Source organism: Rathayibacter sp. Leaf296, from assembly GCF_001423045.1.
Taxonomy (GTDB): domain Bacteria; phylum Actinomycetota; class Actinomycetes; order Actinomycetales; family Microbacteriaceae; genus Rathayibacter; species Rathayibacter caricis.
In genome coordinates this window covers 930401-954867 of sequence record NZ_LMNR01000001.1, presented here as the reverse complement: position 1 = coordinate 954867, position 24467 = coordinate 930401, and the positions used below count along the sequence as shown (strand labels likewise).

Sequence of the window (24467 nt, the reverse complement as noted above, 5' to 3'; positions counted from 1 at the left end):
AACCCGCGCCCGAGCGGCCTCACGGGGCCGCGCGCCTCACAGCTTCTCGATCGGAGCGACCTTGATCAGCAGCTTCTTCGCGCCGACCTGGTCGAACAGCACGTGCGCGACGCGCTTGGTGCCCTCGCCCGTCACCGCGTTCACGCGGCCCTCGCCGAAGTCGGTGTGCCGGATGCGGTCGCCCGCGATCAGCTCGAGATCGCCGTTGTCGCGGACCATGCCCGTGATGCGGTTGGGGAACTCGGCCTTGGCCTTCGGCGCCGCGGCGAGCGCCTCGCGGAACTCGGAGTTCGAGCGCGAGCGGCCGAAGCCGGGGCGCTGCGCGTTCAGGGCCCTCGGCTGGGTGCCTCCGCGCGACGTCGCCGCACCGGGCGACTGCCGCCACTCGATCAGCTCGCCGGGGATCTCCTGGAGGAAACGGCTCGGCATGGCCACCGACGTCTCGCCGTACTGGGCGCGCGTCATCGCCAGCGAGAGGTAGAGCCGCTTGCGCGCGCGGGTGATGCCGACGTAGAACAGCCGCCGCTCCTCGGCCGGACCTCCGGGCTCGTTCGCCGAGATGCGGTGCGGGAGGAGGTCCTCCTCGATCCCGGTGAGGAACACGGCGTCGTACTCGAGGCCCTTCGCGGTGTGCAGCGTCATGAGCGAGACGGTGCCCGAGTCGTCCTCGAGGTCGTCCGCCGCGGCGACGAGCGACACCTCGGTGAGGAAGTCGACGAGGCCGCCGTCGGGGTTGTTGCGCGCGAACTCCTTCGTCACGGCGATGAGCTCGTCGACGTTCTCGGCGCGCGCCTCGTCCTGCGGATCGCGGCTCGCCCGCAGCATGTCGAGGTAGCCGCTGCGCGTCAGGAGCGCCGTGAGCACCTCGTGCACCTTCGCCTCGCCCTCGGGGCGGCCGGGGTCGAGCATCATGGCGCACTCGTCGAGCAGCGTCGCCAGGTCGACGATCGCCTTCGTGACCTTCGGACCCATGCCGAGGGACCCGGCGTTGCGCATCGACTCGCGGAGGGTCACTCCGTTGGTGTCGGCGAACGACTGCAGCTGCGCCTCCGTCGCCGGGCCGATGCCGCGCTTGGGTGTGTTCATGATGCGCCGCAGCGCCAGCACGTCGGCGGGGTTGGCGACCGTGATGAGGTACGCGAGCGCGTCCTTGATCTCGGCGCGCTCGTAGAACTTGGTGCCGCCGAGGATCCGGTAGGGCAGGGCCGAGCGGATGAAGATCTCCTCCAGCGCGCGGGTCTGCGCGTTGGTGCGGTAGAACACGGCGATCTCGTCGTACCCCGTGCCGGCCGCGTGCAGCCGGGCGATCTCGTCGACGACGAACTGCGCCTCGTCGTGTCCGGAGTAGCCCGTGTAGCCGATGATCTTCTCGCCGTCGCCGCTGGAGGACCAGAGGTTCTTCGCGCGGCGGTCGAAGTTGTTCGAGATCACGGCGTTGGCGGCAGAGAGGATGTTCTGGGTCGAGCGGTAGTTCTGCTCGAGCAGGATCACCCGGCAGCCGGGGAAGTCGCGCTCGAACTCGACGATGTTGCGGATGTCGGCGCCGCGGAACGCGTAGATCGACTGGTCGGAGTCGCCGACGACCGTGAGGGAGGCGCCGGGGATCGATCCGTCGGCCGTGACCGGGCCGCGGTACGGACGGTCGAACTGCGCCGCGTCGATCGTCGCCCGCGGCACCGGGCGGGTCAGCTCGTGGATCAGCGAGTACTGGGCGTGGTTGGTGTCCTGGTACTCGTCGACCAGCACGTGGCGGAAGCGCCGCTGGTACTTGGCCGCGACGTGCGGGAACGCCCGGAAGAGGTAGACCGTCTGCGCGATGAGGTCGTCGAAGTCGAACGCGTTCGCGCTCTCGAGCGCCCGCGAGTAGGCGCGGAACACCTGGAGGAACATCTCCTCGTTGGGGTCGTTCATGTTCGCGGTGCGCGCGTAGGAGTCGACGTCGGCGAGCTCGTTCTTGAGCTTCGAGATCTTCGACGACGCGCTCGCGACCGTGATGCCGAGCGAGTCGGCCTCGAGGTCCTTCACGATCCGCTTGAGCAGCGCGCGCTGATCACCGGAGTCGTAGATCGTGAACGACTTCGTCATGCCGAAGTTCTCGGCCTCGCGGCGCAGGATCCGCACGCACGCCGAGTGGAAGGTCGAGATCCACATCCCCTCGGCGCTCTGCCCGACGAGCTTCTCGACGCGCTCGCGCATCTCGGCCGCGGCCTTGTTGGTGAACGTGATCGCGAGGATCTGGCTCGGCCAGGCCTCGCCGTTGCCGAGCAGGCTCGCGATGCGGCGGGTCAGCACGCTGGTCTTGCCGGAGCCCGCGCCCGCGACGATCAGCAGCGCGTCGCCGCGGTACTCGACCGCCTCGCGCTGCTGCGGATTGAGCCCCGCGACGAGCTGCTCGTGCGCCGGATCGCTGAAGGAGGCGCCGTCGCGGCCGGGTGCGGCGAGGACGACCGGGGTGGCTCGGGAATCGCTCGGATCGAAGAGGAAGCTCATGTCCCTCCGAGTGTAGATCGACCCTCCGACACCCGGGGCCGGGTCAGACCGCCCGGGGCCGAGCGGTCGACGCCGTCAGCGAACCGCCCACGTCGAGCCCGCGCCAGGCGAGCGAGAAGCCCACGAGGGCGATGGTCGAGGTCGACACCGCGAGCAGCTGCTGCAGCGCGAACGCGGTGAGGTCCTTGGTGTCGTCGGGGTAGTACTGGATGCCCTGCACCGCGAGTCCGGCGAGGACCACCACCACGACCGCCGAGCAGACGACCAGCAGCCGGTTCACCCCTCTGCGGGTGCTGCGGCGCGGGGCCCGGCCCAGCTGCGCCCGCGTCGAGAGCCAGGCGCAGGCGAGCGAGGCCGAGGCGAGCGCCACGAGGTCGGCGCCCAGCACATCGCTCGCGCGGTGCCAGGACGCCGCCATGGTGAGGTTGCCGACCAGGATCACGACCGCCCCTCCGAGCAGCAGCACGACCGTGCGCCCGCGCGCGGGCAGCACCATCGCCAGCGCGAACACGACCGAGACCGCGGCGGCCGTGTGCCCGCTCGGGAAGCTCCCGCCGGTGTACCAGGCGTCCGTCTCGACGAGGAGCGGCCGCTCGAGGACGATGTTCTTCAGCAGCTGGGTGAGCCCGGCCGTCAGCACGATCGAGCCGACGGAGGCGATCGCCAGGGCGGGGCGCCGGCGGATGAGCGCGATCGACGCGGCCAGGAGCGCTCCGGCGATCATCGACACCGGAGTGACGTCGGCCAGCGCGCCGGCGGCCGCGCCGGTCGCCCGCCCGAAGACGAGGTCGGCTCCGCGCAGCCCCGAGTTCTCGGCCGCCTGGCCCTGCGGAGTGAGCACGGCGATCCAGTAGACGAGCGCGACCCCGAGAGCGGCGAGGACGGCGGAGGTGAGCCAGCGGCGGGTGATGCGGGCGCGGGTCGACACGGGGCTCCTCCTCTCGACTCGGGACGGTCGGCGGGGGTCGACCGCCGGGCTCCGATGATGGCAGTCGACGCTCCCCGTTCCCTCCATCCTCGCCGCGAGGCTCCGGATCAGGCTCCGGCGGCCACGATCTCGAGTGCCAGGTCGGGGTGGTCGGCGAAGACGCCGTCCAGGCCCGTCGCCAGGATCATCCGGAACTCGTCCTGCCATGCGCCGAACGCGGCCGGGTCCTTGCCCCGCCGGTGCGCCTTCTCGAGGAACCGGTTCTCGGGCCGGAGCGTCCAGCAGTACACCTCCAGGCCGACGGCGTGCGCGTGGGGGACCAGGTCGTTCGGGCCGACCGCGCGTCCGGCCGAGTCTCGCGCGAAGAGCATCCGCTTGTCGACGCTCACCCCGTCGACGGTGCCGGAGAGACCCCGCAGGCCCGCCGGGGTGACGAAGTCGGCGTAGGGGGTCGCGCGCGCACCGTGCGCGGCCACGAGGTCGGGGGCGGTGCCTGCGGCCTCGATCAGGTACACCCGCTTCGCGCCGACTCCGCGGACGGCGAGACGCTCGAGGACCGTCTTCTCGAAGCTCTCGATCGTCAGGCGCGGATCCCGCGGGCCCCAGCCGGCGGCGGCGAGCTCCTGCTCCAGCAGCACGTCCAGCGGCAGGCCGATCGAGTCGAAGTAGTCGGCGTGCTTGATCTCGGCGACGAGGCCGGGAGGCGCGCCGGCCGCGTCCTCGGCCGCCCGGTCGAGCAGTGCGAGCAGGTCCGAGAAGCGCAGGAGCGGGAACTGGCCGTCGAACGTCGCGCTGGACGGACGGACGGCGGGCACCCGCTCCCGCGCCCGCAGCTCGGAGAGCTCGGCCCAGGTGAAGTCCTCGGTGAACCAGCCGGTGACGTCCTTCCCCTCGAGGCGCTTCGTGGTGCGCCGATCGGCGAACTCGGCGCGGCGCTCGATGTCGGTGGTGCCCGAGATCTCGTTCTCGTGCCGCAGGACGAGCACTCCGTCGCGGGTGGCGACCAGGTCCGGCTCCACGGCGTCGGCGCCGAGCGCGATCGCGAGGTCGTACGCGGAGCGGGTGTGCTCGGGGCGGTACCCGCTCGCCCCTCGGTGGCCGATGACGAGCGGTCGGAGACGGTCGGACATGCCGCGATCCTACGGGCGAGGACTCGGTCTCCTCGTGGGGAATAGCCAGACTCTGAGAGCTGTTCTCAGATACTGTGGAACACATCGTCGGAGTCCTCTCGGAGGGCCCGGCGGCACCACAGCATCCCGACCACACCGCGACTCAGCTCCGTTGATCCACCGGACACCAGCGCACCTGAGAGAAGAGGAACCATGGCAAGCAGCAATCCGGCCTTCGGGCGTCCGGAGTTCAGCAACCGCGGCTACGCCGGCCGCGTGCAGGATCTCCCCGACGTCTCGTCCGACACGCTCGACCAGATTTACAACCGTCCGGCCGCGAGCTCGCTCGAGACCGACCGGATGACCGTCGAGGACACCCTCGCGAAGACGGCGCTCGCGTTCGTCGTGCTCCTGGCGGGCGCGGCCGTGGGCTGGTTCGTGCCGGGGCTCATGCTCCCGGCCGTCCTCATCGCGCTGGTCCTGGGCATCGTCAACGCCTTCAAGAAGGTGCCGAGCCCCGCCCTGATCCTCGGCTACGCCGCGACCCAGGGCGTCGCGGTCGGCGCCATCTCGGGAATCTTCGAGAACGTCTACGAGGGCGCGGTCGTCCAGGCTCTCCTCGCGACCGTCATCGTGATCGGCGTCACCCTGGCGCTGTTCATGAACGGCAAGATCCGCACCTCGCCGAAGCTGAACAAGATCTTCTTCATCGGCATGATCAGCTACGCGGTCTTCTCGCTCGTGAACCTGGGCCTCGGCCTCTTCGGCGTCGGCGGCGGCTTCGGTCTGCGCACCGGCTTCATCGGCATCGTGATCGGCCTCATCGCCATCGCCCTGGCGACCTACTCCCTCGTGATGGACTTCGAGTTCATCCAGCAGGGCGTGCGCAACCGCGCCCCGCGCATCTACGGCTGGACGGGCGCCTACGGCGTCCTCGTCACCGTCGTCTGGATGTACCTCGAGATCCTGCGACTCGTCGCGATCTTCCGCGAGTAGTCACCGCATCACGTCCGCACGGGCGCTCGACCTCCGGGTCGGGCGCCCGTCGTCGTTCCGGCGCCGTGCCAGGCGCGCCTGGCACCATGGAGTCGTGACCGCCTCCTCCCCCGCCCGGATCGTCGGCCTCGACGTCGCCCGGGGGCTCGCCGTCCTCGGCATGTTCGCGGCGCATCTCGCCCCCACCGGCCGCGAGATGCCGTGGGACGGGCGCAGCTCCGTCCTGTTCGCCGTCCTCGCGGGCGTCTCGATCGGCCTCATGACGGGCGGCGCGGGGAGGTCGACGCGACCCTGGCTCGACACGGCGTCGATCCTCCTGCGCGGTCTCTACCTCCTCGCGATCGGCGTCGCCCTCACCTTCCTCGGGACGCCGATCGCGGTGATCCTGTCGCACTACGGGCTGATGTTCTTCGTCGCCGCGCTGCTGCTGTTCCTCCCGAGAGCGGTCCTCGCCGTGCTCGTCGCGGTCTTCGCGGTCGCCGGGCCGATCGTCGTCGACGAGCTCGTGCTCCGGGGCACACCGTGGCTGGCGCTCCTCCCGCCCGACCATGCGCTGATCGCGCGGCAGCCCCTCACCTGGCTCACGCAGTACTACCCGGTGCCGTCCTGGCTCGCCTACGTGGTCCTCGGCCTCCTCGTCGCCCGCTGCGACGTCCGCTCGGCGACCACGCAGCGCTGGCTGGTGATCGGCGGTGCCGCGTCGGCCCTGCTCGGCTACGGCGGAGGACTGCTGCTCGGTGGACCCGAGACGGTGGAGGCCCACGCGAGCACCACGGCCGAGCTGCTGGGCGCCGGCGGAGTCGCCGCGATCGCGATCGGCTTCCTGACCGCGCTGGGGCAGCGCTCGGGCGCCTTCCGCCGCCTCGCGGCTCCGCTCGAGGCCGTCGGAGCGATGCCCCTGACGATCTACTCGCTGCAGATCGTCCTCCTCGCCCTCTACCTCATCCCCTTCGAGCCGTTCGACTTCGACGCGTGGCGCGGCTGGGACATCCTGCTCTACTTCGCCCTCGGCTCGATCGCCTTCGCCATGCTCTGGCGCCAGTACATCGGTCAGGGCCCGCTGGAGTGGCTCCTCGCGCGGGCCTCGCTGCGCCCGACCAGCCGGTCCCGTGTCCGGGCGCTGGGCTAGGGTGGCCCGATGATCACGCGACGCGAGGCCGCTCAGCGTCTCGACATCCCCGTCGAGATGGCGGCCCGCCACGGCCTCGCCGCCCGCCTCTCGGAGGAGGAGTTCGCGGCCCTGGAGCAGGAGCCGCCGCCGTGGCTGGTCCAGTCCCGCGAGAACCGCACCGGCAAGCGCCCGGTCTGGGTCACCCTCGATTGCACCGTCTGCGGTCGCTCCGAGGCCGCGCGCCCCAAGAAGTGGTGGCCCGACTTCACCTTCCTCGTCTGCGAGGACCACTCCCCCGAGGAGTGGCCGCACCACCCCGACGGCCACCGCCGCGACGAGTACGACGGCATCGGCACCCGCTTCGTCGGCGTCGTCGACAGCCCCGCCTGAGCCCGCCCGGAAACGCCGAACGGGCCCTCTGAGGGGCCCGTCCGGTCACAGCGACGCGAGAGGCGTCACTCCCATTCGATCGTTCCCGGCGGCTTCGACGTCACGTCGAGCACGACGCGGTTCACTCCGGCGACCTCGTTGGTGATGCGGTTCGAGATGCGCGCCAGCAGGTCGTACGGCAGTCGCGTCCAGTCGGCGGTCATCGCGTCCTCGGAGGAGACCGGCCGCAGGACGATGGGGTGGCCGTAGGTGCGGCCGTCGCCCTGGACGCCGACCGAGCGGACGTCGGCGAGCAGCACGACCGGGCACTGCCAGATCTCGGAGTCGAGACCGGCGGCGGTCAGCTCCGCGCGGACGATGGCGTCGGCCTCCTGGAGCAGGTCGAGCCGCTCGTGGGTGACCTCGCCGACGATGCGGATGCCGAGCCCCGGGCCGGGGAACGGCTGGCGGCCGACGATGACCTCGGGCAGGCCGAGCTCGCGGCCGATGGCGCGGACCTCGTCCTTGAAGAGCGTCCGGAGCGGCTCGACCAGCGTGAACTGCAGGTCCTCCGGCAGCCCGCCGACGTTGTGGTGCGACTTGATGTTCGCGGTACCCGTGCCGCCGCCCGACTCGACCACGTCGGGGTAGAGGGTCCCCTGCACGAGGAAGTCGATCGACGCGCCCTCGCCCTGCGCCTCGAGGACGAGCGCCTCGGCGGCCGCCTCGAAGGTGCGGATGAACTCGCGCCCGATGATCTTGCGCTTCTGCTCCGGTTCGCTGACGCCGGCGAGCGCGTCGAGGAACTGCTCGCGCGCGTCGACGGTCACCAGGCGGACGCCCGTCGCGGCGACGTAGTCCTCCTCGACCTGGCGGCGCTCGTCCTTGCGGAGGAGTCCGTGGTCGACGAAGACGCAGGTCAGCTGATCGCCCACCGCGCGGTGCACGATCGCCGCAGCGACGGCCGAGTCCACTCCTCCGGAGAGGCCGCAGATGACGCGGCCCGAGCCGACCTGCTCGCGGATGAGGGCGACCTGGTCCTCGATGACGTTCGAGGAGTTCCAGTCGTTCGGGATGCCGGCGGCACGGTGCAGGAAGTTCTCGATCACGGCCTGGCCGTGGGTCGAGTGCTTCACCTCGGGGTGCCACTGCACGCCGTAGAGGCGGCGCGCATCGCTCCCGAAGGCGGCGACGGGGGTGGAGGTGGTGGAGGCGAGGACGTCGAAGCCCTCGGGCGCCTTCGCGACCGAGTCGCCGTGGCTCATCCAGACCGTCTGGTCGGTCGGCTGCTCGCCGAGGAGCACGCCGCCGTCGGTCGAGATCGCGGCGTCGGTGGCTCCGTACTCGCGGAGGCCGGTGTTCGCGACCTCTCCGCCGAGCGCCTTGGCCATCACCTGGAAGCCGTAGCAGATGCCCAGCACGGGGACTCCGAGGTCGAAGATCGCGGGGTCGAGCTGCGGGGCGCCCTCCTCGTACACGCTGGACGGGCCGCCCGAGAGGATGATGCCGACCGGCGACTTCGCGGCGATCTCGGCCGCGGTGACGTTCGACGGCACGATCTCGGAGTAGACGTTCGCCTCGCGGACGCGGCGCGCGATCAGCTGCGCGTACTGCGCGCCGAAATCGACGACGAGCACCGGCTGGGAGGCCAGCTGCGGGGTCGGAGGGGCGCTGGACTGCTCGCTAATGGGGGGCCTCCACGGAGTCGGTCGGGGCTTTCGGGTCGGCGTCGGCGGTGCGGCGCGCGAGGTACTGCTCGACCTCGCGCGCGATGCGCCCCTCGACGAAGAAGGAGAGCGTGGGGATCACGCCGCCGAGCGCGATGAGCACGAAGCGGCTGAAGGGCCAGCGCATCAGGCTCCACAGGCGGAAGTCGGCGAAGAGGTAGACGACGTAGAACCAGCCGTGCGCGATCAGGATGCCGGTCGAGAGGTTCGCTCCCGTGCCGCTGGACTCGTATTCGCCGCCCGGCACCTCGTACATCGGCGCGAGATTCAGCACGCCCTGCTGCCCGAAGGCGAAGAGCTCGAGGTGGAACACGTACTTCAGCAGCATCTCGGCGCACAGCAGCAGGAGCATCACGCCGGTGATGATCGAGGTCACCCGGTAGAAGCGCAGAGCGCTCCGGATCGCAGGGAACTGCGCGGGCTTGGGCTCGAGGGGCATGGGGTCCAGTTTACGGTGCGGCGGAGGGGGCGGGGGCGCGGGCCGACTGCTCCGCGTCGAGCGCCTCCTCGACCTCGCGCTCCCACGCGTCGCGGACGAGGCGGTACCAGAGGTACAGCGCGAAGCCGGCGAAGACGACCCACTCGATGGCGTAGAAGACGTTGAGCCAGTTCAGCGAGAGGTCCTGCTGGCGGGCGGGCGAGTCGATGGCCTCGAGACCCTCGAGCGGCTCGTCCACGACGACGTAGCCCTGGTAGACGTCGGCCGGAGGGTCGGGCCAGCGGTTGATGAGCGCGGGGATCGAGAGCGCGGTGAGGGTCTGCGGATCCACGCCCTCCTCCGGCGCCTCGGCCGCCTCGTTGGCGACCAGCCGGCCGGTGTACGACGCCGGAGGCGCCTCCTCGCCGGAGTTCAGGCGCTCGGCGACGGCGCGCGCCTCGCCCTCGTCGGCCGTCCAGCCGTAGGCGACGACGAGGTCGGCGGTGCTCGTGCGGGTCCGGGCGAAGACCCACCAGCCGGGCTCACCGGCGTTGAGGCGCCCGCCGATCACCTCCGCGCCGCCGGGGACGAGCGCCGACTCGGCCTCGACCCGCTGGCCGTCCGCCGTCGCGGTGATGGGGGCGGAGGGAGCGGCCGCGGCGTCGAGCGGGACGATCGTCTCGGAGGCTCCTCCGTCGGGCTCGGCCGCATCGATGGCGCGGCCGACCTGCCACTGGCCGAGGGCGGCGAAGAGACCGGCGATCACGAGGGCGAGCACCAGTGCGCCGATCCAGCGCGGGCGCCGGGCGACCTGCCAGACGGTGCTCTGCGTCATGCGCTCCTCGTTCGTGCGGGGTCCCGGCGGTCCGGCCGCCGGTGGACCCGACGAGCCTAGCCCGTGAGCGTGGGAGCTCCCCGGGATCAGTAGTCGGGCTCGACCGGCCGGCGTGGGCGGCGCTCCTCCGCGCCGTCCGACTGCTGCATCGCCTGGTCGATCAGCGCCTGGCGCATCGGGTCGGGGAACTCGTCGTCGAGCTCGTCGTGCTCGGGCTCCCGCCGCGGCGGGGCGTCGACGGACTCGGGGTCGGTCCGCGCGGGGTCCGTCCGCGTCGGCCCGGTCCGGGTCGCCTCCGGAGCGTCCGCCATCGCCGCCTCGACCAGCGCGAACTCCTCCTCCTCGAGCGCACCGCGCGTCGCCGGCGCTCGTGACGGCCGGCGGCGACGCTCCGACAGGAACTGCCCAATGCTCTCGGACCGCGACGCCAGGATCGGACCGACGATCGCCATGATCAGCACGTACAGACCCGCGAACGGCTGGATCCGGTCGTCGAGCCCGGCCGACAGCGAGAGGGTCGCGAGGATCAGTGCGAACTCGCCGCGGTTGTGCAGGATGAACGCCGCGTTCAGTCCCGCCCGCGGCCCGAGCTTGTTGAGCCAGGCCACGAACTGGCCCGCTCCGAGGTTGAGGACGATGGTCATGACGGCCGCCGCGAGGACGGGGAGGACCACCTCCGGGAACGCACTCGGATCCAGCCCCAGGCCGAAGTTGACGAAGAAGAACGCTCCGAAGACGTCGCGGAGCGGGATCGCGATGTGCTCGACCCTGGCGCGGTATCGGGTGGCGCCGATCACGAGGCCGATGAGGAACGCGCCGATCGCGTCCGTCACTCCGAGGACCTCGCCGATGCCGCCGAACAGCAGCGCCAGACCGAAGAACAGGATCGTGAAGAGCTCGTCGTCGCGGGTGCGGAACAGGCGGGACACCACGCGGCCGCCCCAGCGGGCGATCGCGAACATCACGACCAGGAACGCGAACGCGATGAGCAGCTTCAGGATCACGGGCCACGGCTCGGTCTCGCCCGAGAGCACCACCGAGACGATGGCCAGGTAGATCGCGATGAAGATGTCCTCGACCACGGTGACCCCGAGGATCATCGGAGTCTCGGGGTTGGCCAGGCGCTTGAGCTCGATCAGGAGCTTGGTCACGATCGCGCTCGAGCTCGTCGCCGTGATGCCGGCGACGATGAGCGCCTCCTGGCTGCCCCAGCCCAGCAGGAAGCCGAAGCCCAGGCCCACGGCCATGTTCACGCCGATGTAGGTGCCGCCCGACAGGATCAGGCGCCCGGCGTTGCCGAAGAACTCGTCCTGATCGAACTCCAGCCCCAGGTTGAACAGCAGCAGGATCAGGCCGAAGACGGCCGTCAGCTCGATGTAGGTGGACTCGAAGTCGAGGGGGAACCAGTGGAAGTTCGGGCTCGCGAGCAGCCCGACGACCATGTAGATGGGGATCGCCGGGAGGCCGATCGTCCGGCCGAGACGGCCGAGCACGTAGGCGACGACGAACAGGATCCCGAGGACGATGAGGTCTTCACCGTGGTGCATCCTCAGGCTCCGGGCGCGTCGGCCGTCTTGTGGAACGCTCCCGTGCGGAAGAAGGCGAACGCCTTGGCGACCTTCTCGGGGCTGCCGGCGACCACCAGGGTGTCGCCCGGGAAGACGCGGAAGTCGGGTGCGGGCGCCGGGTTCGCAGCGTCCCCGCGCACGACGGCGACGACCGTCAGTCCGACGATGCCGCGGTCGGCGGGCTTGCCGAGCTGCTGCCCGGCGATGTGGTCGTCGTAGTCGACGGTGAACCAGTCGATCGAGAGGCCGGGGATCTGATCCAGCGCGGTGAGCGACTCGGTGATCTGCGTGCCTCCGAGCAGCTCGGCGAGGGTGTGCGCCTCGTCGTCGCTCAGACGGAGGGAGACTTTCGCGCCGTCCTGGTCGCCCTCGGCGAACGTGATGAGGTCGCTGTGGCCGGAGCGGTGCGCGATGACTCCGACCTTGCCGCCGTCGGCGGTGAGGAACGTGTGCAGCACTCCGACACCGGGCAGCTTGACCCTGCGGACCTCGACCATGCGTGCTCCATCCGCGCCCTGCGGCGCTCCTGACTCGGGATGCCTCCAGTTTAGGCGCGCCCGCTCCCCTCCCTCCCTCCGTTCGCCGCCGGGGAACGCCGGACGCCGTCCGGCCACCGAGGGAACCCCGGACCGTCGAGGGAACCAGCCGGTGCGGGCTCCCTCGACCGTTCGGGGTTCCCTCACTGTCCACAGGGGCCGGCCGGGTCTCCACAGGGTGGTGCAGACGGGCTCCACGGGGCGATGCAGTCAGCCAGGGTGGGCGGATGAGTGCAGTGGAGCTGCTCCGGGACGGGGCGTGCGGACGGTCGGACGAGTTCGTCCGGCTGCGCCGGGGCGTGTACGCGCGAGCCGACGTGTGGGCTCAGGCCTCGGTCGACGAGAGGCAGCGGGCGCGCATCGAGGCGGTCGCACTCACCTGGTCGTCGCCCTTCTTCCTCCGCGAATCGGCGGCCGCGGTGTGGGGGCTCCCTCTGGTCGAACCGCTGGCCACGGCGGTCCACGTCGAAGGAGCGACCGATGTCGGCAGCCGCACTCGGAACGGCGTGGCGGAGCACCGCAGCGCGCGCTTCCCGACGCTCGCGCTGGTCGACGGCCTCGCCGTCTCGGACCTCGCCCAGACCGTGTTCGACCTCGCTCGGTTCTCGTCCTTCCGTCGCGCCGTCGTCGCCGCCGACCACGCCCTGCGTCTGGTCGACGACGACGGCCGTCCCCTCCTTCGGCCCGAGGAGCTGCTCGAGCGGCACGCCGACCTGCCGCCCGGCTCGCGCGGCCGGACGGCGAGCGCCGCCGTCATCGCGTTCGCGGACCCCGCCTCGGAGACACCGCTCGAGTCGATCAGCCGCGTGGCGATGCACGTGGGCGGGCTGCCGGCGCCGGTGCTGCAGCGTCCGATCCACGACCTCGGAGGGCGGGCCGGAGTGGTGGACTTCTTCTTCGAGGACACGGCGGTGGTCGGTGAAGCGGACGGCGATCACAAGTACGCCGACCCGGCGTTCCTCCTCGGTCGCACGCCCGAAGAGGTGCTGCTCGCCGAGAAGCACCGGGAGGACCGCATCCGCTCGTGCGTGCGCGGCTTCGCCCGCTGGTCCTGGCGCGACGCCTACGACACCCGGCCCCTGCTCGTCCGCCTGGCCCGTGCCGGTGTCAGGCGTGTCGAGGGAACCCCGGACCGACGAGGGAACCAGCCGGTGCGGGCTCCCTCGACCGTTCGGGGTTCCCTCGCGCGACGAGCGGAGGGTCAGCTGGGCTGGTAGGGGGCGACGACGACCTCGACGCGCTGGAACTCCTTGAGGTCCGAGTAGCCGGTGGTCGCCATCGAGCGGCGGAGCGCTCCGATGAGGTTCGCGGTGCCGTCGGCGCCGGTCGCGGGGCCGTAGAGGACCTGCTCGAGGGTGCCGACCGTGCCGACCTGCACGCGGCGGCCGCGCGGGAGCTGCGGGTGGTGCGCCTCCTGGCCCCAGTGCCAGCCGCCGCCGGGGGCGTCGGTCGCGCGGGCGAGCGCGGAGCCGAGCATGACGGCGTCGGCGCCGACCGCCACGGCCTTCACGATGTCGCCGGAGGTGCCGAGGCCGCCGTCCGCGATCACGTGCACGTAGCGTCCGCCCGATTCGTCGAGGTAGTCGCGGCGAGCGCCGGCGACGTCGGCCACGGCGGTCGCCATGGGCGCCTGAATGCCGAGGGTCGCGCGCGTCGTCGACGCCGCTCCCCCGCCGAAGCCGACGAGCACGCCCGCGGCCCCGGTGCGCATGAGGTGCAGCGCCGCGGTGTAGGTGGAGGCCCCTCCCACGACGACGGGGACGTCGAGCTCGTAGATGAACTTCTTGAGGTTCAGCGGCTCGGTGCCGCGCGAGACGTGCTCGGCCGAGACGGTGGTGCCGCGGATGACGAACAGGTCGACGCCCGCGTCGACGACGGTCTGGTACAGCTCCGCGGTGCGCTGCGGCGAGAGCGCCCCGGCGACCGTGACGCCCGCGGCGCGGATCTCGGCCAGGCGCGCGGTCACGAGCTCGGGCTTGATCGGCTCGGAGTAGATCTCCTGCATGCGCTCGGTCGCCCGCTCGGCGGGGAGCTCGCGGATCTCGGCGAGCAGCGGCTCCGGGTCCTCGTAGCGCGTCCAGAGACCCTCGAGGTCGAGCACTCCGAGCGCGCCGAGGCGTCCGAGCGTGATCGCCGTCGCCGGCGACACCACCGAGTCCATCGGAGCCGCGAGGATCGGGGTCCGGAACCGGTATGCGTCGATCGTCCAGTCGACCGAGACCACTTCGGGATCGCGGGTGCGGCGGCTGGGCACGACCGCGATGTCGTCGAAGGCGTACGCGCGGCGAGCGCGCTTGGCGCGGCCGATCTCGATCTCAGTCACCGTGCCACTTTAGCCGGGCGCGCTCCTCCCCGACGGCGCCGCCGTCAGCGCCCGAGCGCGAGGCGGGTCGAGGTCTGAGCGGCGCCGGCCTCGCTCTTCAGTCGGCGGAGGAGCCGGTCGAGAGCGGCGGTGTCGGCGAAGCGGACCCGGAGCAGGTAGTCGAACGGACCCGTGACGTGGACGGCGTCGCGGATCGCCGCCACCGTCGCGGTCCAGGCGAGGAAGGCCTCCGAGTCCGCGTCGACCGAGAGCCGGACGTCGATGAACGCCTCCAGCCCCGTCCCCGGGTCCGGCGCGTCGGCCGAGAGCAGCACGCGGTAGCCGAGGATCACCCCCGTCTCCTCGAGTCGGCGCACGCGAGCGGCGACGGCGTTCGTGCTCAGCCCCACCTCTCGGCCGATCGAGGCGAACGACGCCCGCGCGTTCGTCTGCAGAGCACCGATGATCGTCTCGTCGAGGGCGTCCATGCCGCCCAGTGTGCCGTGCGACGGCACGATCGGCGACCGGGGGCGCGGCGGCCCCCGACGCTCTCCCCATGGACCTCCTCACCGCCGCCCTGACGGGCGCGCTCGTCGGACTCGGTTTGGCCGTGCCTCTCGGCGCGACCGGCGTGCTCCTCGTGACGGAGGGAGCCGAGCGCGGCGTCCGCGCCGCGCTGCCCGCCGCCGCGGCCGTCGCCACCGTCGATCTCGCCTACTGCCTCGCGGCGCTCACCGTCGGCGCGGCGCTCGCCCCCGCCCTGAGCGTCCTGCGCCCCTGGCCCTCGATCGCCGGCGGCCTCCTCCTGATCGCCCTCGGCGCCCGCGGCCTCCTCCGGCTCCTGCGCCGCTCTCCCCGAGCGGCCACCGCGCCCCTCGGCCCCCACCGCTTCGCCCTCTTCGCCGCCCTGACCGCCGTCAACCCGGCGACCCTGCTCTACTTCCTCGCCGCGATCACCGGCCACCCCGCCCTCGTCACCACCTCGGCCCCCACGACCGCCACCTTCGCCCTCTCGGCCGCCACCGCCTCGCTCGCCTGGAACACCGCCCTCACCGCGATCGGCGCCCTCCTCCGCCGCACCGCCGGTCCGCTCCTCCGCACGGCCCTCCCCCTCGCCGGCCACGCCCTCGTCGCCGCCCTCGGCACCACCCTGATCCTGCAGGCTCTCCCGCTCCCCTGAAGCCGCAGCCGCGGCGGGCGAAGCCCGCCCGCGCTGCCCACCTCTCCCCCGGCGCAGCCGCGGCGGGCGAAGCCCGCTCGCGCTGCCACCCCTCCCGGCGCAGCCGCGGCGGCGCCCCGCGCCGCTCGCGCTGCGTCCGGCGTTCCGCCTCACGCAGAACCGCCGCCGACTCCCGGGACGGGGTCGGCGGCGGATCGGGATGGCGGCCCCTCCGGTGTGGTGGGCGTATGGGCCGCAGGCCCATCGGGCAGAGGGGCCGCCATCGCGATCCGACGCCGACCCACCCCACCAGCAGCACTCAGCGCCGGTAGTTCGGAGCCTCCACCACCATCTGAACATCGTGCGGATGCGATTCCTTCAGCCCCGCCGCCGTGATCCGCACGAACTTCCCGCGCTCCTTGAGCTCGGTGATGGTGCGCGCGCCGACGTAGAACATCGACTGCCGGAGGCCGCCGGCGAGCTGGTACGCCACGTTCGCGAGGGGTCCGCGGTAGGGCACCTGGCCCTCGATGCCCTCGGCGATGAGCTTGTCGTCGGTGGGGACGTCGGACTGGAAGTAGCGGTCCTTGGAGTAGGAGGTGCGCTCGCCGCGGGTCTGCAGCGCTCCGAGCGAGCCCATGCCGCGGTAGGTCTTGAACTGCTTGCCGTTCTGGAAGACGAGGTCGCCGGGGCTCTCCTCGCAGCCGGCCAGCAGCGAGCCGAGCATGACGGTGTCGGCGCCGGCGACGAGGGCCTTGGCGATGTCGCCCGAGTACTGCAGTCCACCGTCGGCGATCACGGGCACGCCGGATTCGCGGGCGGCGAGGGAGGCCTCGTAGACGGCGGTCACCTGGGGGACGCCGACGCCGGCGACGACGCGGGTGGTGCAGATGGAGCCGGGGCCGACTCCGACCTTGATGGCGTCGGCGCCCGCGTCGACGAGCGCCTGGGCGCCGGAGCGGGTGGCGACGTTGCCGCCGATGACGTCGACGCCGGCGAAGGCCGAGTCGGACTTGAGGCGGCGGATGATGTCGAGGACGCCGGCGGAGTCGCCGTTGGCGGTGTCGACGACGATGACATCGACTCCGGCCTCGAGGAGCGCGGTCGCGCGCTGCCAGGCGTCGCCGAAGAAGCCGATCGCGGCGCCGACGCGCAGGCGACCCTCGCCGTCCTTGGTGGCGTTGGGGTACTGCTCGGACTTGTCGAAGTCCTTGACGGTGATGAGACCGGCGAGCTTGCCCTGCTCGTCGACCAGCGGCAGCTTCTCGATCTTGTGCTGCGCGAAGAGCGCGATGACCTCGCTGTCGGGGATGCCGACGCGGCCGGTGATGAGGCCGGAGCTGGTCATGACGTCGCGGACGAGGGTCGAGGCCTTCTCGAACGGCGAGACGAAGCGCATGTCGCGGTTGGTGATGATGCCGACGAGGACCCCGGTGGAGTCGACGACGGGGAGGCCGCTGATCCGGTACTGCCCGCACAGCTCGTCGACCTGCGCGACGGTGGCGTCGGGGGTCGTGGTGACGGGGTTGGAGACCATGCCCGACTCGCTGCGCTTGACGCGGTCGACCTGGTCGGCCTGATCGGCGATGGAGAGGTTGCGGTGCAGAACGCCCAGTCCGCCCTGGCGGGCCATGGCGATCGCCATCCGCGCCTCGGTCACCGTGTCCATGGCGGCCGAGAGCAGCGGCGTCGCGACGGTGATGCGCTTGGTGAGCCGGGAGGTCGTGTCGGCCTCGCTCGGGATGACGTCGGTGTGCCCCGGCAGGAGCATGACGTCGTCGTAGGTGAGTCCGAGGAATCCGAAGGGATCCGGCTGGTCCATCAATGCCCCTAACAGGTCGACAGCGGGTGCCCGGCGTGACAGGGGCATCCGGTCCGGGAGCCCCCGGATACTCGATCTTAAGCGTCGGAGGCGCTCCTCTATTCCTGCCCCTCGGCGTCCTGTCGCCCGTCCGGGAGGCACCGCCGCCGACTCTGTCACCCGTTCGAGTCCGCTGGAGCGCTCTCCGCCCCGCATAATGTGGTCACGCGGATGTGCCGCCGGTGAAACACCGCCGACACATGCGGAACGTATGGTCAACCAACGTTGTTTGACGACGGCTGTTCGGGCGTGCCCGGAGTCAGTTTCCGTCTGTGCACCCTGACGAGAGGTAAACGTCTTGCTCACAGCTCCCCGGTCGACGCGCCACAAGCGCTCGACGACCCCGCACCCGACGGACAGGGAGGCGCCCCGTGGCGACAGCTAGCCCGTCCCGCGCACGGCCGTCGCGCACCAGCCCCCGGTTCGGCGCACTCCGCCGCCGACTCCTGGCCGTCGGCCTGCTCGCCGCGACCCTGACCGGTCTCGCGGCCGCGGCTCCCGCCGCGACGGCCGCGACCACCGCCGACCAGTCGATCATCGCCTGGGTCCGCGTCCAGGGCACCAACGAGAACCTCGCCGGTGTCTCGATCGCGATCGAGGGCGACTCCTCCGCGACGCTCACCACCGGCGCGGACGGCCGCGCGGTCTTCCCGCTCGACGAGCCCGGCACCTTCACCATCACCGTCGACGAGGCCACCCTCCCCGCCGACAAGGGCTACCCCGCCGCGGGTCAGAACCCGAAGGAGGTGACCATCGTCGGCTCGCAGAACCAGATCGTGAACTTCATCGTCTCGACGGCGAACCCGATCGGCACCGGAGCGACGGCCCCCGTCCCCACGGACTCCGCGGGTCCGACCTCCCCGGCGACCGAGGGCACGACCGGCAACACGGCGACGAACCCCGACGGCACCTCGAGCACGACGACCCCGCCGGTCTCGGCCGACACCTTCTGGATCACCTTCTGGCCCAAGGTCGTCACCGGCCTGATCTTCGGCCTCCTGATCGCCCTGGCGGCGATCGGCGCCTCGTTGATCTACGGCGTCACCGGACTGAACAACTTCGCGCACGGCGAGCTCGTCACCTTCGGCGCGCTGATGGCGTACCTCTTCTCCGGGGTCTTCGGCCTCCCGGCGCTGGTGGCGATCCCGATCGCGGTGATCCTGGGCGGAGCGTTCGGCTACGTGCAGGACGGCCTGCTCTGGAAGCCGCTGCGGAAGAAGGGCATCCAGCTCATCCCGCTGATGATCGTCACGATCGGCCTCTCGCTGGCCCTGCGCTACATCTACGTCTTCTTCTTCGGAGCCGACCGCCTCTCCCTCCCCAACAGCACCGCGCCGTTCTTCACGGTCGAGGCGCTCGGGATCAGCCTGAAGTTCACCGACATCGTCGGCGCCGTCGTCGGCATCATCTGCATCGTCGGAGTCGCCCTCGTGCTGACGAAGACCAAGATCGGCAAGGCGATGCGCGCGGTGTCCGACAACCGGGCCCTCGCCTCCGCCTCCGGCATCAACGTCGAGCGCGTCATCCGCGTGGTCTGGGTGCTCTCGGGCGCGCTGGCAGCTCTCGCCGGCGTCTACATCGGCTACTACCAGTCGCTGCGCTGGGACACCGGAGCGTCGATCCTGCTGCTGATCTTCGCGGCGATCACGCTGGGAGGCCTCGGCTCCGCCTACGGCGCGCTGGTCGGCTCGCTCATCATCGGACTCATGATGAACATCTCGACCGTGTGGATCCCGGAGAACCTCAAGTACGTGGCTCCGCTCATCCTCATGATCATCATCCTCCTGGTCAGGCCGCAGGGAATCCTGGGCCGCAAGGAACGGATCGGCTAGGACACCATGAACCTCAACTTCATCTGGCTGGCGATCGGGCAGATCGTCGATCCCACCGTCGCGGCGTACGCCCTCGCGACGATCGGCCTGGTCATCCACTTCGGATTCACCGGCCTCCTCAACTTCGGCCAGGCCGGCTTCATGGCGGTGGGCGGATACGCCTTCGCCATCACGTCGGTCAAGTTCGAGTGGCCCGTCTGGGGCTCGTTCCTCGCGACCATCGTCGCCGCGACCGTGTTCGCGCTCATCCTGGGCATCCCGACACTGCGGTTGCGCGCCGACTACCTGTCGATCGTGACGATCGCGGCGGCCGAGATCATCCGGCTCTCGGTCAAGACGCCCGAGTTCTCGGCGATCACCGGAGGCTCGGAGGGCATCAACGGCGCCGCTCGCGCCTTCAACGACCTCAACCCGCTCCCGGAGGGGCGCTGGGGCATCGGGATCCTGACCTACAACCAGGACCAGTGGTGGGTGCGCATCGTGGGCTGGGGCCTCGTGGGCCTGGCCTGCCTCCTCGTGTTCCTCCTGATGCGCAGCCCCTGGGGCCGCGTCATCAAGGGCATCCGCGAGGACGAGGACGCCGTGCGCTCGCTCGGCAAGAACGTCTTCTCGTACAAGATCCAGGCGCTGGTCCTCGGCGGCGTGCTGGGCGGCCTGGCCGGAGCGCTGTTCATCCTGCCCCGCTCGCTGCAGCCCGACAACTACGGCACTCAGCTGACGTTCTTCCTCTACACGATCATGCTGCTGGGCGGCGCCGCCACGGTCTTCGGACCCGTGGCGGGGTCGATCATCTTCTGGGTCGTCCTCGGTCTCACCGACGGACTGCTCACCCTGGGGATCGACACCGGTGTCCTCAGCAACGACATCATCCGCCTCACGACGGTTCAGACCGGACCCATCCGGTTCATCGTGGTGGGGGTCGCGCTCATGCTCCTGGTGATCTTCCGACCACAGGGGATCTTCGGCAAGAAGAAGGATCTGCACTTTGCCTAAAACGCCGGTCTCGGACATCACCGAGGACACCATCGTCCCCGGGGTCAAGAAGAAGGACCCCATCCTGGTCGCCGACCGCGTCAGCCGGCGCTTCGGCGGCCTGACCGCGGTCGACGTCGCGCACGTCGAGATCCCCCGCGGCTCCATCACCGCCCTGATCGGCCCCAACGGAGCCGGCAAGACCACGTTCTTCAACCTGCTGACGGGCTTCGACAAGCCCAACACCGGGCGCTGGAACTTCAAGGGCAAGAACCTCGCGAACGTCCCCGCGTACCGGGTGTCGCGGATGGGCATGGTGCGCACGTTCCAGCTCACCAAGGCCCTCGGCGGCATGACGGTGCTCGAGAACATGCTCCTGGGCGCCAAGGGGCAGAAGGGCGAGAACATCTTCACGTCCCTCCTCAAGCCCCTGTGGTCGAAGGAGGAGGACACGATCGAGGCGCGCGCGATCAGCCTCCTCGAGAAGTTCAAGCTGGACACGAAGAAGGACGACTACGCGTCGAGCCTCTCGGGCGGTCAGAAGAAGCTCCTCGAGATGGCGCGGGCGCTCATGTCCGAGCCCGAGCTGGTCATGCTCGACGAGCCGATGGCGGGCGTGAACCCGGCGCTGACCCAGTCGCTCCTAGGGCACATCGTGAACCTGAAGGACGAGGGCATGACCGTCCTCTTCGTCGAGCACGACATGCACATGGTCAACACGATCGCCGACTGGGTGATCGTGATGGCCGAGGGCAAGGTCGTCGCGGAGGGTCCGCCCTCCACCGTGATGAACGATCCGGCCGTCATCGACGCCTACCTCGGCGCCCACCACGACACCGACCTCGGCACCGTCGAGGGCCAGCTCCAGATCGCGGAGGAGATGGAGTCGGACCTCGTCCGCGCGGACGTCGAGAAGCAGGCGGAGGAGGCCGGCCTCGTGCCGCCCGCCCCTCCCGCCGCCGCCCCGGCGACCGGCTCCGCGACGACCGCGCACGCCGCGGACGCCGCTCCGACGAGCGTCGCGCCCACCACGGACGCGCCCGCCGTCGACTTCGGAAAGGACGACAAGTGACCGGCAACACGCTCGAGACGCACGACCTCCACGCGGGGTACGTGCCGGGAGTCAACATCCTCAACGGCTCGAACGTCTACGTGAAGAAGGGCGAGCTGGTCGGCATCATCGGCCCGAACGGCGCGGGCAAGTCGACGCTCCTGAAAGCGATGTTCGGACTGGTGAACATCCGTCAGGGCACCGTGCTGCTCAACGGCGAGGACATCACCGGGATGAAGGCCGACAAGCTGGTCTCGAAGGGCGTCGGCTTCGTGCCGCAGAACAACAACGTCTTCCCGTCGCTCACCATCGAGGAGAACCTCGAGATGGGCATGTACCAGAAGCCGAAGATGTACCGCCAGCGCCTCGAGTTCGTCACGGAGCTGTTCCCGGAGCTGTCCAAGCGCCTCAAGCAGCGCTCGGGATCGCTCTCGGGCGGTGAGCGCCAGATGGTGGCGATGTCGCGGGCCCTGATGATGGACCCGTCGATGCTGCTCCTGGACGAGCCGAGCGCAGGGCTGTCGCCGATGCGCCAGGACGAGACGTTCGTGAACGTCCAGCGGATCAACCGCGCGGGCGTCTCGATCATGATCGTCGAGCAGAACGCGCGCCGGGCGCTGCAGATCTGCGACCGCGGCTACGTGCTCGACCAGGGCCGCGACGCCTACGAGGGCGCCGGGCGCGAGCTCATGAACGACCCCAAGGTGATCGAGCTCTACCTGGGCACGCTCGCGACGACCAACGAGGTCACCACGAGCACGCCGACCGTCGGAGGCTGACGCCTCCGCCCACCCGAGGGCCCGTCGTCCGCCGCGAGGCGGCGGCGGGCCCTCGTCGTCCCCCTGCGAGGAGGCACCGGATGAGACGCACCGCCGCGGCCGTGACGACCGCGCTGCTCGCGACGCTGCTCACGGGATGCGGGCCCACTCCCACCTCCGCGCTGCCCGACGGCGTCTCGGTGGGCATCCGCCAGAACCGGGACGACTACGGCCCGAGACGGCTCGAGGTGCTCGTGGCCAACGACGGCGACGAGGCGCTGGAGGTCTGGGAGGCGCGACTGGACTCCCCCGCCTTCGTCGATCCCGCCTGGACGCCGCGGCCCACCCGCGTGCGGGCCGGCACGACCACGGCTCTGCGCCTCCAGCTGCCGGAGCCGGACTGCACGGGGGACGACTCCGAGGGCCGCATCCGGCTCGCCTGGACGACCGGCACCGCCTCGGGCACCGCGGTCGTCGAGCCCGAGGACCCGTTCGGCACTCTCGCACGCGTGCACGACGAGGACTGCCTCGCTCAGCGGCTCGCCGAGGTGGTGACGATCGAGCCCGGCGACGAGGTGATCGTGACGCAGGAGCCCGGCGGGCCCGTCGCCCACCTCGCGCTGACGCTGACACCGACGGGAGCCCCCGGCGCGGTACGGGTCCCGGAGGTGCGCGGCACGATCCTGCTGCGGCCCGCCTCCGGCGACGTGTGGCCGGTGGACGCGCGACTCGACGCCGAGTCGGACCCGCTCGTGCTGGACCTGGCGATCGTGCCCGTGAACTGCAGCACCCACACCGTCGCCGAGGACAAGCGCGGCACCTTCTTCCCGGTCGTCGTCGCCTTGGAGGGCGGCGCGGAAGGCGTCGTGCCGATCGGCGTGAGCGACTCCGTGCGCGGCCAGCTGTACGACTTCATCGCGTCGGACTTCTGCGACTGGAGCTGATCCTCGCCGCACCGTCGATCCGCGACAGACGAGCATCTCTCCGCCGCTGCGTCCCCCCTCGGAGGGCCGGATCTGGAAGGCCAGTGCCGTACTTTTGGGGACAAGAGACGTCACCCCGGCGGGGTGCACCGCGCACGTTCCTCCTGGTGGGAGGCACCTTCCGGTCGCAGCCCGACGGACGACACCGCCCGGGCGGTGGCCCCCGCCGCTCGACCCCGTTCTGAAGGAGCCGCGCATGAAGAGCTACACCCCCGCCCCTGTCGCCCTCGGCGCCGTCTTCGGCACCGGAGCGATCGGCGACTACGAGCGCTGGTCGGTCGTCGGCGTCTACGCCCAGGTCGTCATCGCCGAGACCCGCGGCGGCAAGCGGAGCAGCTACAGCCGCTCGTTCGTGACCTACCGCCTCGCCCAGGAGGCCGAGCTGCTGCGCGCCTCCTAGCGCCTCCCGTCCCGCACCGCTCTCGAGCGCGCGTCCCCGTCAGGCGGACGCGCGCTCGATCAGTTCGGTCGGCAGGATGATCGCGGCGGGCCTCTCCCCCGCGATGCTCTGGAGCAGCAGCCGCACCATCTCGGCGCTGATGCGGCCGAACGGCTGGCGCATCGTCGTCAGCGCCGGCTCGGTCGACACCGCGACGCTCGAGTCGTCGAAGCCGCCCACGGCGACGTCCTCCGGCACCCGCCGGCCGGCGCGCAGCAGCGCGTCGATCGCTCCGGCCGCCATCCGGTCGTTCGCCGCGAAGACGGCGTCGACGTCGGGCCGGTCGCGGAGCAGCTCCGTCATCGCGCGGTCGCCGCTCGCCCGGCTGTAGTCGCCGTAGCGGACGAGGCCCTCGTCGTACTCCTCGCCCAGCTCGCGACGGTAGCCGGCCAGGCGCACGAGGCCGCCCGGCATATCGGGCGGGCCGGCGATCGTGGCGACGCGCGTGCGGCCGCGGGCACGGAGATACGCGACCATCTCGCGCGCGCCCTCCTCGTCGTCCGCGGCAACGTAGCCCATCCGCTTCTCGTAGCCCAGCGGGATGCCGCACGCGATCGCCGGGACCGCGAGGTCCTGGATCTCGCGCAGGAGCCCCTGGCCGCCGTGCGCCGAGACGAGCAGCACGCCGTCGACGTGCCCCGCGCCGAGGTAGGCGAGCGCCCGCTTCTGCTCGGACACGTTGCCCGCCATGATCAGCACGAGCGAGACGTCGCGGTCGGCCAGCGCGGCGGCGGTACCGGTCAGCAGCGTCGAGAAGTTCGGGTCCTCGAACAGGAGCTGGTGCTCCTCGGTCAGGAGGAACGCCACCGAGTTCGTGCGGTTCGTCGCGAGGCTGCGCGCATGGGGGTTCACCCGGTAGCCGGTCTTCTTGATCGCCGTCTCGACGGCGGTCTTCGCATCCGGGCTGACCCACTTGCCCCCGTTGAGGACGCGCGAGACGGTGCCGCGGGAGACTCCCGCCTCCAGCGCGACGTGCTCGATCGTCGGTCTCTGGCGGCCGGAGGCGGTGGTCACCCGGCCAGC

23 protein-coding genes are annotated in these 24467 nt (G+C 71.2%); 11 read left to right on the top strand and 12 right to left on the bottom strand.

Features of this window, described 5'->3' with window-relative positions; genetic code table 11:
* Positions 1–36 precede the first annotated feature (36 nt).
* From ASF46_RS04375 to ASF46_RS04365, 3 genes are all read right to left on the bottom strand, one after another.
* Complete coding sequence (locus ASF46_RS04375) at positions 37–2490, bottom strand: ATP-dependent helicase (RefSeq protein ID WP_056866546.1); 2454 nt, start codon at positions 2488–2490, stop codon at positions 37–39.
* 43 nt (positions 2491–2533) lie between these two features.
* Positions 2534–3418 carry a phosphatase PAP2 family protein gene (locus ASF46_RS04370; RefSeq protein WP_056866545.1) on the bottom strand — a complete coding sequence of 295 codons (885 nt, stop codon included), beginning with the start codon at positions 3416–3418 and terminating at the stop codon, positions 2534–2536.
* A 107-nt stretch (positions 3419–3525) separates the two neighbouring features.
* Complete coding sequence (locus tag ASF46_RS04365) at positions 3526–4548, bottom strand: glycerophosphodiester phosphodiesterase family protein (RefSeq protein ID WP_056866544.1); 1023 nt, start codon at positions 4546–4548, stop codon at positions 3526–3528.
* Between the two features lie 192 nt (positions 4549–4740).
* On the opposite strand from ASF46_RS04365, the gene ASF46_RS04360 reads away from it, so the two are divergent.
* The 3 genes from ASF46_RS04360 (at position 4741) to ASF46_RS04350 (ending at position 7024) form a co-directional block, all read left to right on the top strand.
* The gene (locus ASF46_RS04360; protein WP_056866543.1) at positions 4741–5523 is read left to right on the top strand and encodes a Bax inhibitor-1/YccA family membrane protein; all 783 of its coding nucleotides are present in this window, start codon (positions 4741–4743) and stop codon (positions 5521–5523) included.
* A gap of 94 nt (positions 5524–5617) precedes the next feature.
* Complete coding sequence (locus tag ASF46_RS04355) at positions 5618–6652, top strand: DUF418 domain-containing protein (protein ID WP_056866542.1); 1035 nt, start codon at positions 5618–5620, stop codon at positions 6650–6652.
* Between the two features lie 9 nt (positions 6653–6661).
* The gene (locus ASF46_RS04350) at positions 6662–7024 is read left to right on the top strand and encodes a hypothetical protein (RefSeq protein WP_056866541.1); all 363 of its coding nucleotides are present in this window, start codon (positions 6662–6664) and stop codon (positions 7022–7024) included.
* Between the two features lie 65 nt (positions 7025–7089).
* Here ASF46_RS04350 and guaA read toward each other — a convergent pair whose 3' ends face one another.
* The 5 genes from guaA to ASF46_RS04325 form a co-directional block, all read right to left on the bottom strand.
* Positions 7090–8640, bottom strand: coding sequence for a glutamine-hydrolyzing GMP synthase (gene guaA / locus ASF46_RS04345; protein ID WP_235576849.1), 1551 nt, complete (start codon positions 8638–8640; stop codon positions 7090–7092).
* 46 nt (positions 8641–8686) lie between these two features.
* Positions 8687–9169 (bottom strand): DUF3817 domain-containing protein, encoded by a 483-nt coding sequence (locus ASF46_RS04340; RefSeq protein ID WP_056866539.1) that lies wholly within the window; start codon positions 9167–9169, stop codon positions 8687–8689.
* A gap of 10 nt (positions 9170–9179) precedes the next feature.
* Positions 9180–9983, bottom strand: a complete 804-nt coding sequence (locus tag ASF46_RS04335; RefSeq protein WP_056866538.1) for an SURF1 family cytochrome oxidase biogenesis protein — start codon at positions 9981–9983, stop codon at positions 9180–9182.
* A gap of 86 nt (positions 9984–10069) precedes the next feature.
* Positions 10070–11530: a cation:proton antiporter gene (locus ASF46_RS04330; RefSeq protein ID WP_056866537.1), complete on the bottom strand. Its 1461-nt coding sequence runs from the start codon at positions 11528–11530 to the stop codon at positions 10070–10072.
* Positions 11531–11532: 2 nt separating this feature from the next.
* Positions 11533–12048, bottom strand: coding sequence for a cation:proton antiporter regulatory subunit (locus ASF46_RS04325; protein WP_055787452.1), 516 nt, complete (start codon positions 12046–12048; stop codon positions 11533–11535).
* 266 nt (positions 12049–12314) lie between these two features.
* Between ASF46_RS04325 and ASF46_RS04320 the strand changes: the two genes are divergently transcribed.
* The gene (locus ASF46_RS04320; protein WP_157602198.1) at positions 12315–13304 is read left to right on the top strand and encodes a hypothetical protein; all 990 of its coding nucleotides are present in this window, start codon (positions 12315–12317) and stop codon (positions 13302–13304) included.
* On the opposite strand, the gene ASF46_RS04315 is transcribed toward ASF46_RS04320, so the two are convergent.
* Positions 13289–14410, bottom strand: a complete 1122-nt coding sequence (locus ASF46_RS04315; RefSeq protein ID WP_056866535.1) for a GuaB3 family IMP dehydrogenase-related protein — start codon at positions 14408–14410, stop codon at positions 13289–13291. The genes ASF46_RS04320 and ASF46_RS04315 overlap by 16 nt on opposite strands.
* A gap of 44 nt (positions 14411–14454) precedes the next feature.
* Positions 14455–14877, bottom strand: a complete 423-nt coding sequence (locus ASF46_RS04310) for an Lrp/AsnC family transcriptional regulator (RefSeq protein WP_056866534.1) — start codon at positions 14875–14877, stop codon at positions 14455–14457.
* Positions 14878–14945: 68 nt separating this feature from the next.
* Here ASF46_RS04310 and ASF46_RS04305 point away from each other — a divergent pair, with 68 nt between their 5' ends.
* Positions 14946–15569, top strand: coding sequence for a LysE family transporter (locus ASF46_RS04305; protein WP_056866533.1), 624 nt, complete (start codon positions 14946–14948; stop codon positions 15567–15569).
* 298 nt (positions 15570–15867) lie between these two features.
* Here the strand turns inward: ASF46_RS04305 and guaB are convergent, their stop codons facing one another.
* The gene (gene guaB, locus ASF46_RS04300; RefSeq protein ID WP_055787445.1) at positions 15868–17370 is read right to left on the bottom strand and encodes an IMP dehydrogenase; all 1503 of its coding nucleotides are present in this window, start codon (positions 17368–17370) and stop codon (positions 15868–15870) included.
* Positions 17371–17780: 410 nt separating this feature from the next.
* On the opposite strand from guaB, the gene ASF46_RS04295 reads away from it, so the two are divergent.
* The 6 genes from ASF46_RS04295 to ASF46_RS04270 all read left to right on the top strand — a co-directional run bounded on the left by ASF46_RS04295 (position 17781) and on the right by ASF46_RS04270 (position 23405).
* Entirely contained in the window at positions 17781–19241 is a 1461-nt protein-coding gene (locus tag ASF46_RS04295) for an ABC transporter permease subunit (RefSeq protein WP_056866532.1), read from the top strand.
* Between the two features lie 6 nt (positions 19242–19247).
* The gene (locus ASF46_RS04290; protein ID WP_056866531.1) at positions 19248–20234 is read left to right on the top strand and encodes a branched-chain amino acid ABC transporter permease; all 987 of its coding nucleotides are present in this window, start codon (positions 19248–19250) and stop codon (positions 20232–20234) included.
* The gene (locus ASF46_RS04285; protein WP_056866530.1) at positions 20227–21285 is read left to right on the top strand and encodes an ABC transporter ATP-binding protein; all 1059 of its coding nucleotides are present in this window, start codon (positions 20227–20229) and stop codon (positions 21283–21285) included. Before ASF46_RS04290 ends, ASF46_RS04285 begins: the two co-directional genes overlap by 8 nt.
* Positions 21282–22043, top strand: a complete 762-nt coding sequence (locus tag ASF46_RS04280; RefSeq protein ID WP_055787436.1) for an ABC transporter ATP-binding protein — start codon at positions 21282–21284, stop codon at positions 22041–22043. Before ASF46_RS04285 ends, ASF46_RS04280 begins: the two co-directional genes overlap by 4 nt.
* Positions 22044–22123: 80 nt before the next feature.
* The gene (locus ASF46_RS04275) at positions 22124–22966 is read left to right on the top strand and encodes a hypothetical protein (RefSeq protein ID WP_056866529.1); all 843 of its coding nucleotides are present in this window, start codon (positions 22124–22126) and stop codon (positions 22964–22966) included.
* A 235-nt stretch (positions 22967–23201) separates the two neighbouring features.
* Positions 23202–23405, top strand: coding sequence for a hypothetical protein (locus ASF46_RS04270; RefSeq protein ID WP_055787429.1), 204 nt, complete (start codon positions 23202–23204; stop codon positions 23403–23405).
* Positions 23406–23444: 39 nt separating this feature from the next.
* Here the strand turns inward: ASF46_RS04270 and ASF46_RS04265 are convergent, their stop codons facing one another.
* The gene (locus ASF46_RS04265; protein WP_056866528.1) at positions 23445–24458 is read right to left on the bottom strand and encodes a LacI family DNA-binding transcriptional regulator; all 1014 of its coding nucleotides are present in this window, start codon (positions 24456–24458) and stop codon (positions 23445–23447) included.
* Positions 24459–24467: the final 9 nt, after the last annotated feature.

Coding starts and splice junctions, on each gene's coding strand:
- ASF46_RS04270 (WP_055787429.1), top strand. CDS start 23,202: ATGAAGAGCTACACCCCCGCCCCTGTCGCCCTCGGCGCCGTCTTCGGC.
- ASF46_RS04325 (WP_055787452.1), bottom strand. CDS start 12,048: ATGGTCGAGGTCCGCAGGGTCAAGCTGCCCGGTGTCGGAGTGCTGCAC.
- ASF46_RS04335 (WP_056866538.1), bottom strand. CDS start 9,983: ATGACGCAGAGCACCGTCTGGCAGGTCGCCCGGCGCCCGCGCTGGATC.
- ASF46_RS04275 (WP_056866529.1), top strand. CDS start 22,124: ATGAGACGCACCGCCGCGGCCGTGACGACCGCGCTGCTCGCGACGCTG.
- ASF46_RS04290 (WP_056866531.1), top strand. CDS start 19,248: ATGAACCTCAACTTCATCTGGCTGGCGATCGGGCAGATCGTCGATCCC.
- ASF46_RS04340 (WP_056866539.1), bottom strand. CDS start 9,169: ATGCCCCTCGAGCCCAAGCCCGCGCAGTTCCCTGCGATCCGGAGCGCT.
- ASF46_RS04365 (WP_056866544.1), bottom strand. CDS start 4,548: ATGTCCGACCGTCTCCGACCGCTCGTCATCGGCCACCGAGGGGCGAGC.
- ASF46_RS04330 (WP_056866537.1), bottom strand. CDS start 11,530: ATGCACCACGGTGAAGACCTCATCGTCCTCGGGATCCTGTTCGTCGTC.
- ASF46_RS04310 (WP_056866534.1), bottom strand. CDS start 14,877: ATGGACGCCCTCGACGAGACGATCATCGGTGCTCTGCAGACGAACGCG.
- ASF46_RS04375 (WP_056866546.1), bottom strand. CDS start 2,490: ATGAGCTTCCTCTTCGATCCGAGCGATTCCCGAGCCACCCCGGTCGTC.
- ASF46_RS04360 (WP_056866543.1), top strand. CDS start 4,741: ATGGCAAGCAGCAATCCGGCCTTCGGGCGTCCGGAGTTCAGCAACCGC.
- ASF46_RS04320 (WP_157602198.1), top strand. CDS start 12,315: ATGAGTGCAGTGGAGCTGCTCCGGGACGGGGCGTGCGGACGGTCGGAC.
- ASF46_RS04350 (WP_056866541.1), top strand. CDS start 6,662: ATGATCACGCGACGCGAGGCCGCTCAGCGTCTCGACATCCCCGTCGAG.
- guaB (WP_055787445.1), bottom strand. CDS start 17,370: ATGGACCAGCCGGATCCCTTCGGATTCCTCGGACTCACCTACGACGAC.
- ASF46_RS04305 (WP_056866533.1), top strand. CDS start 14,946: ATGGACCTCCTCACCGCCGCCCTGACGGGCGCGCTCGTCGGACTCGGT.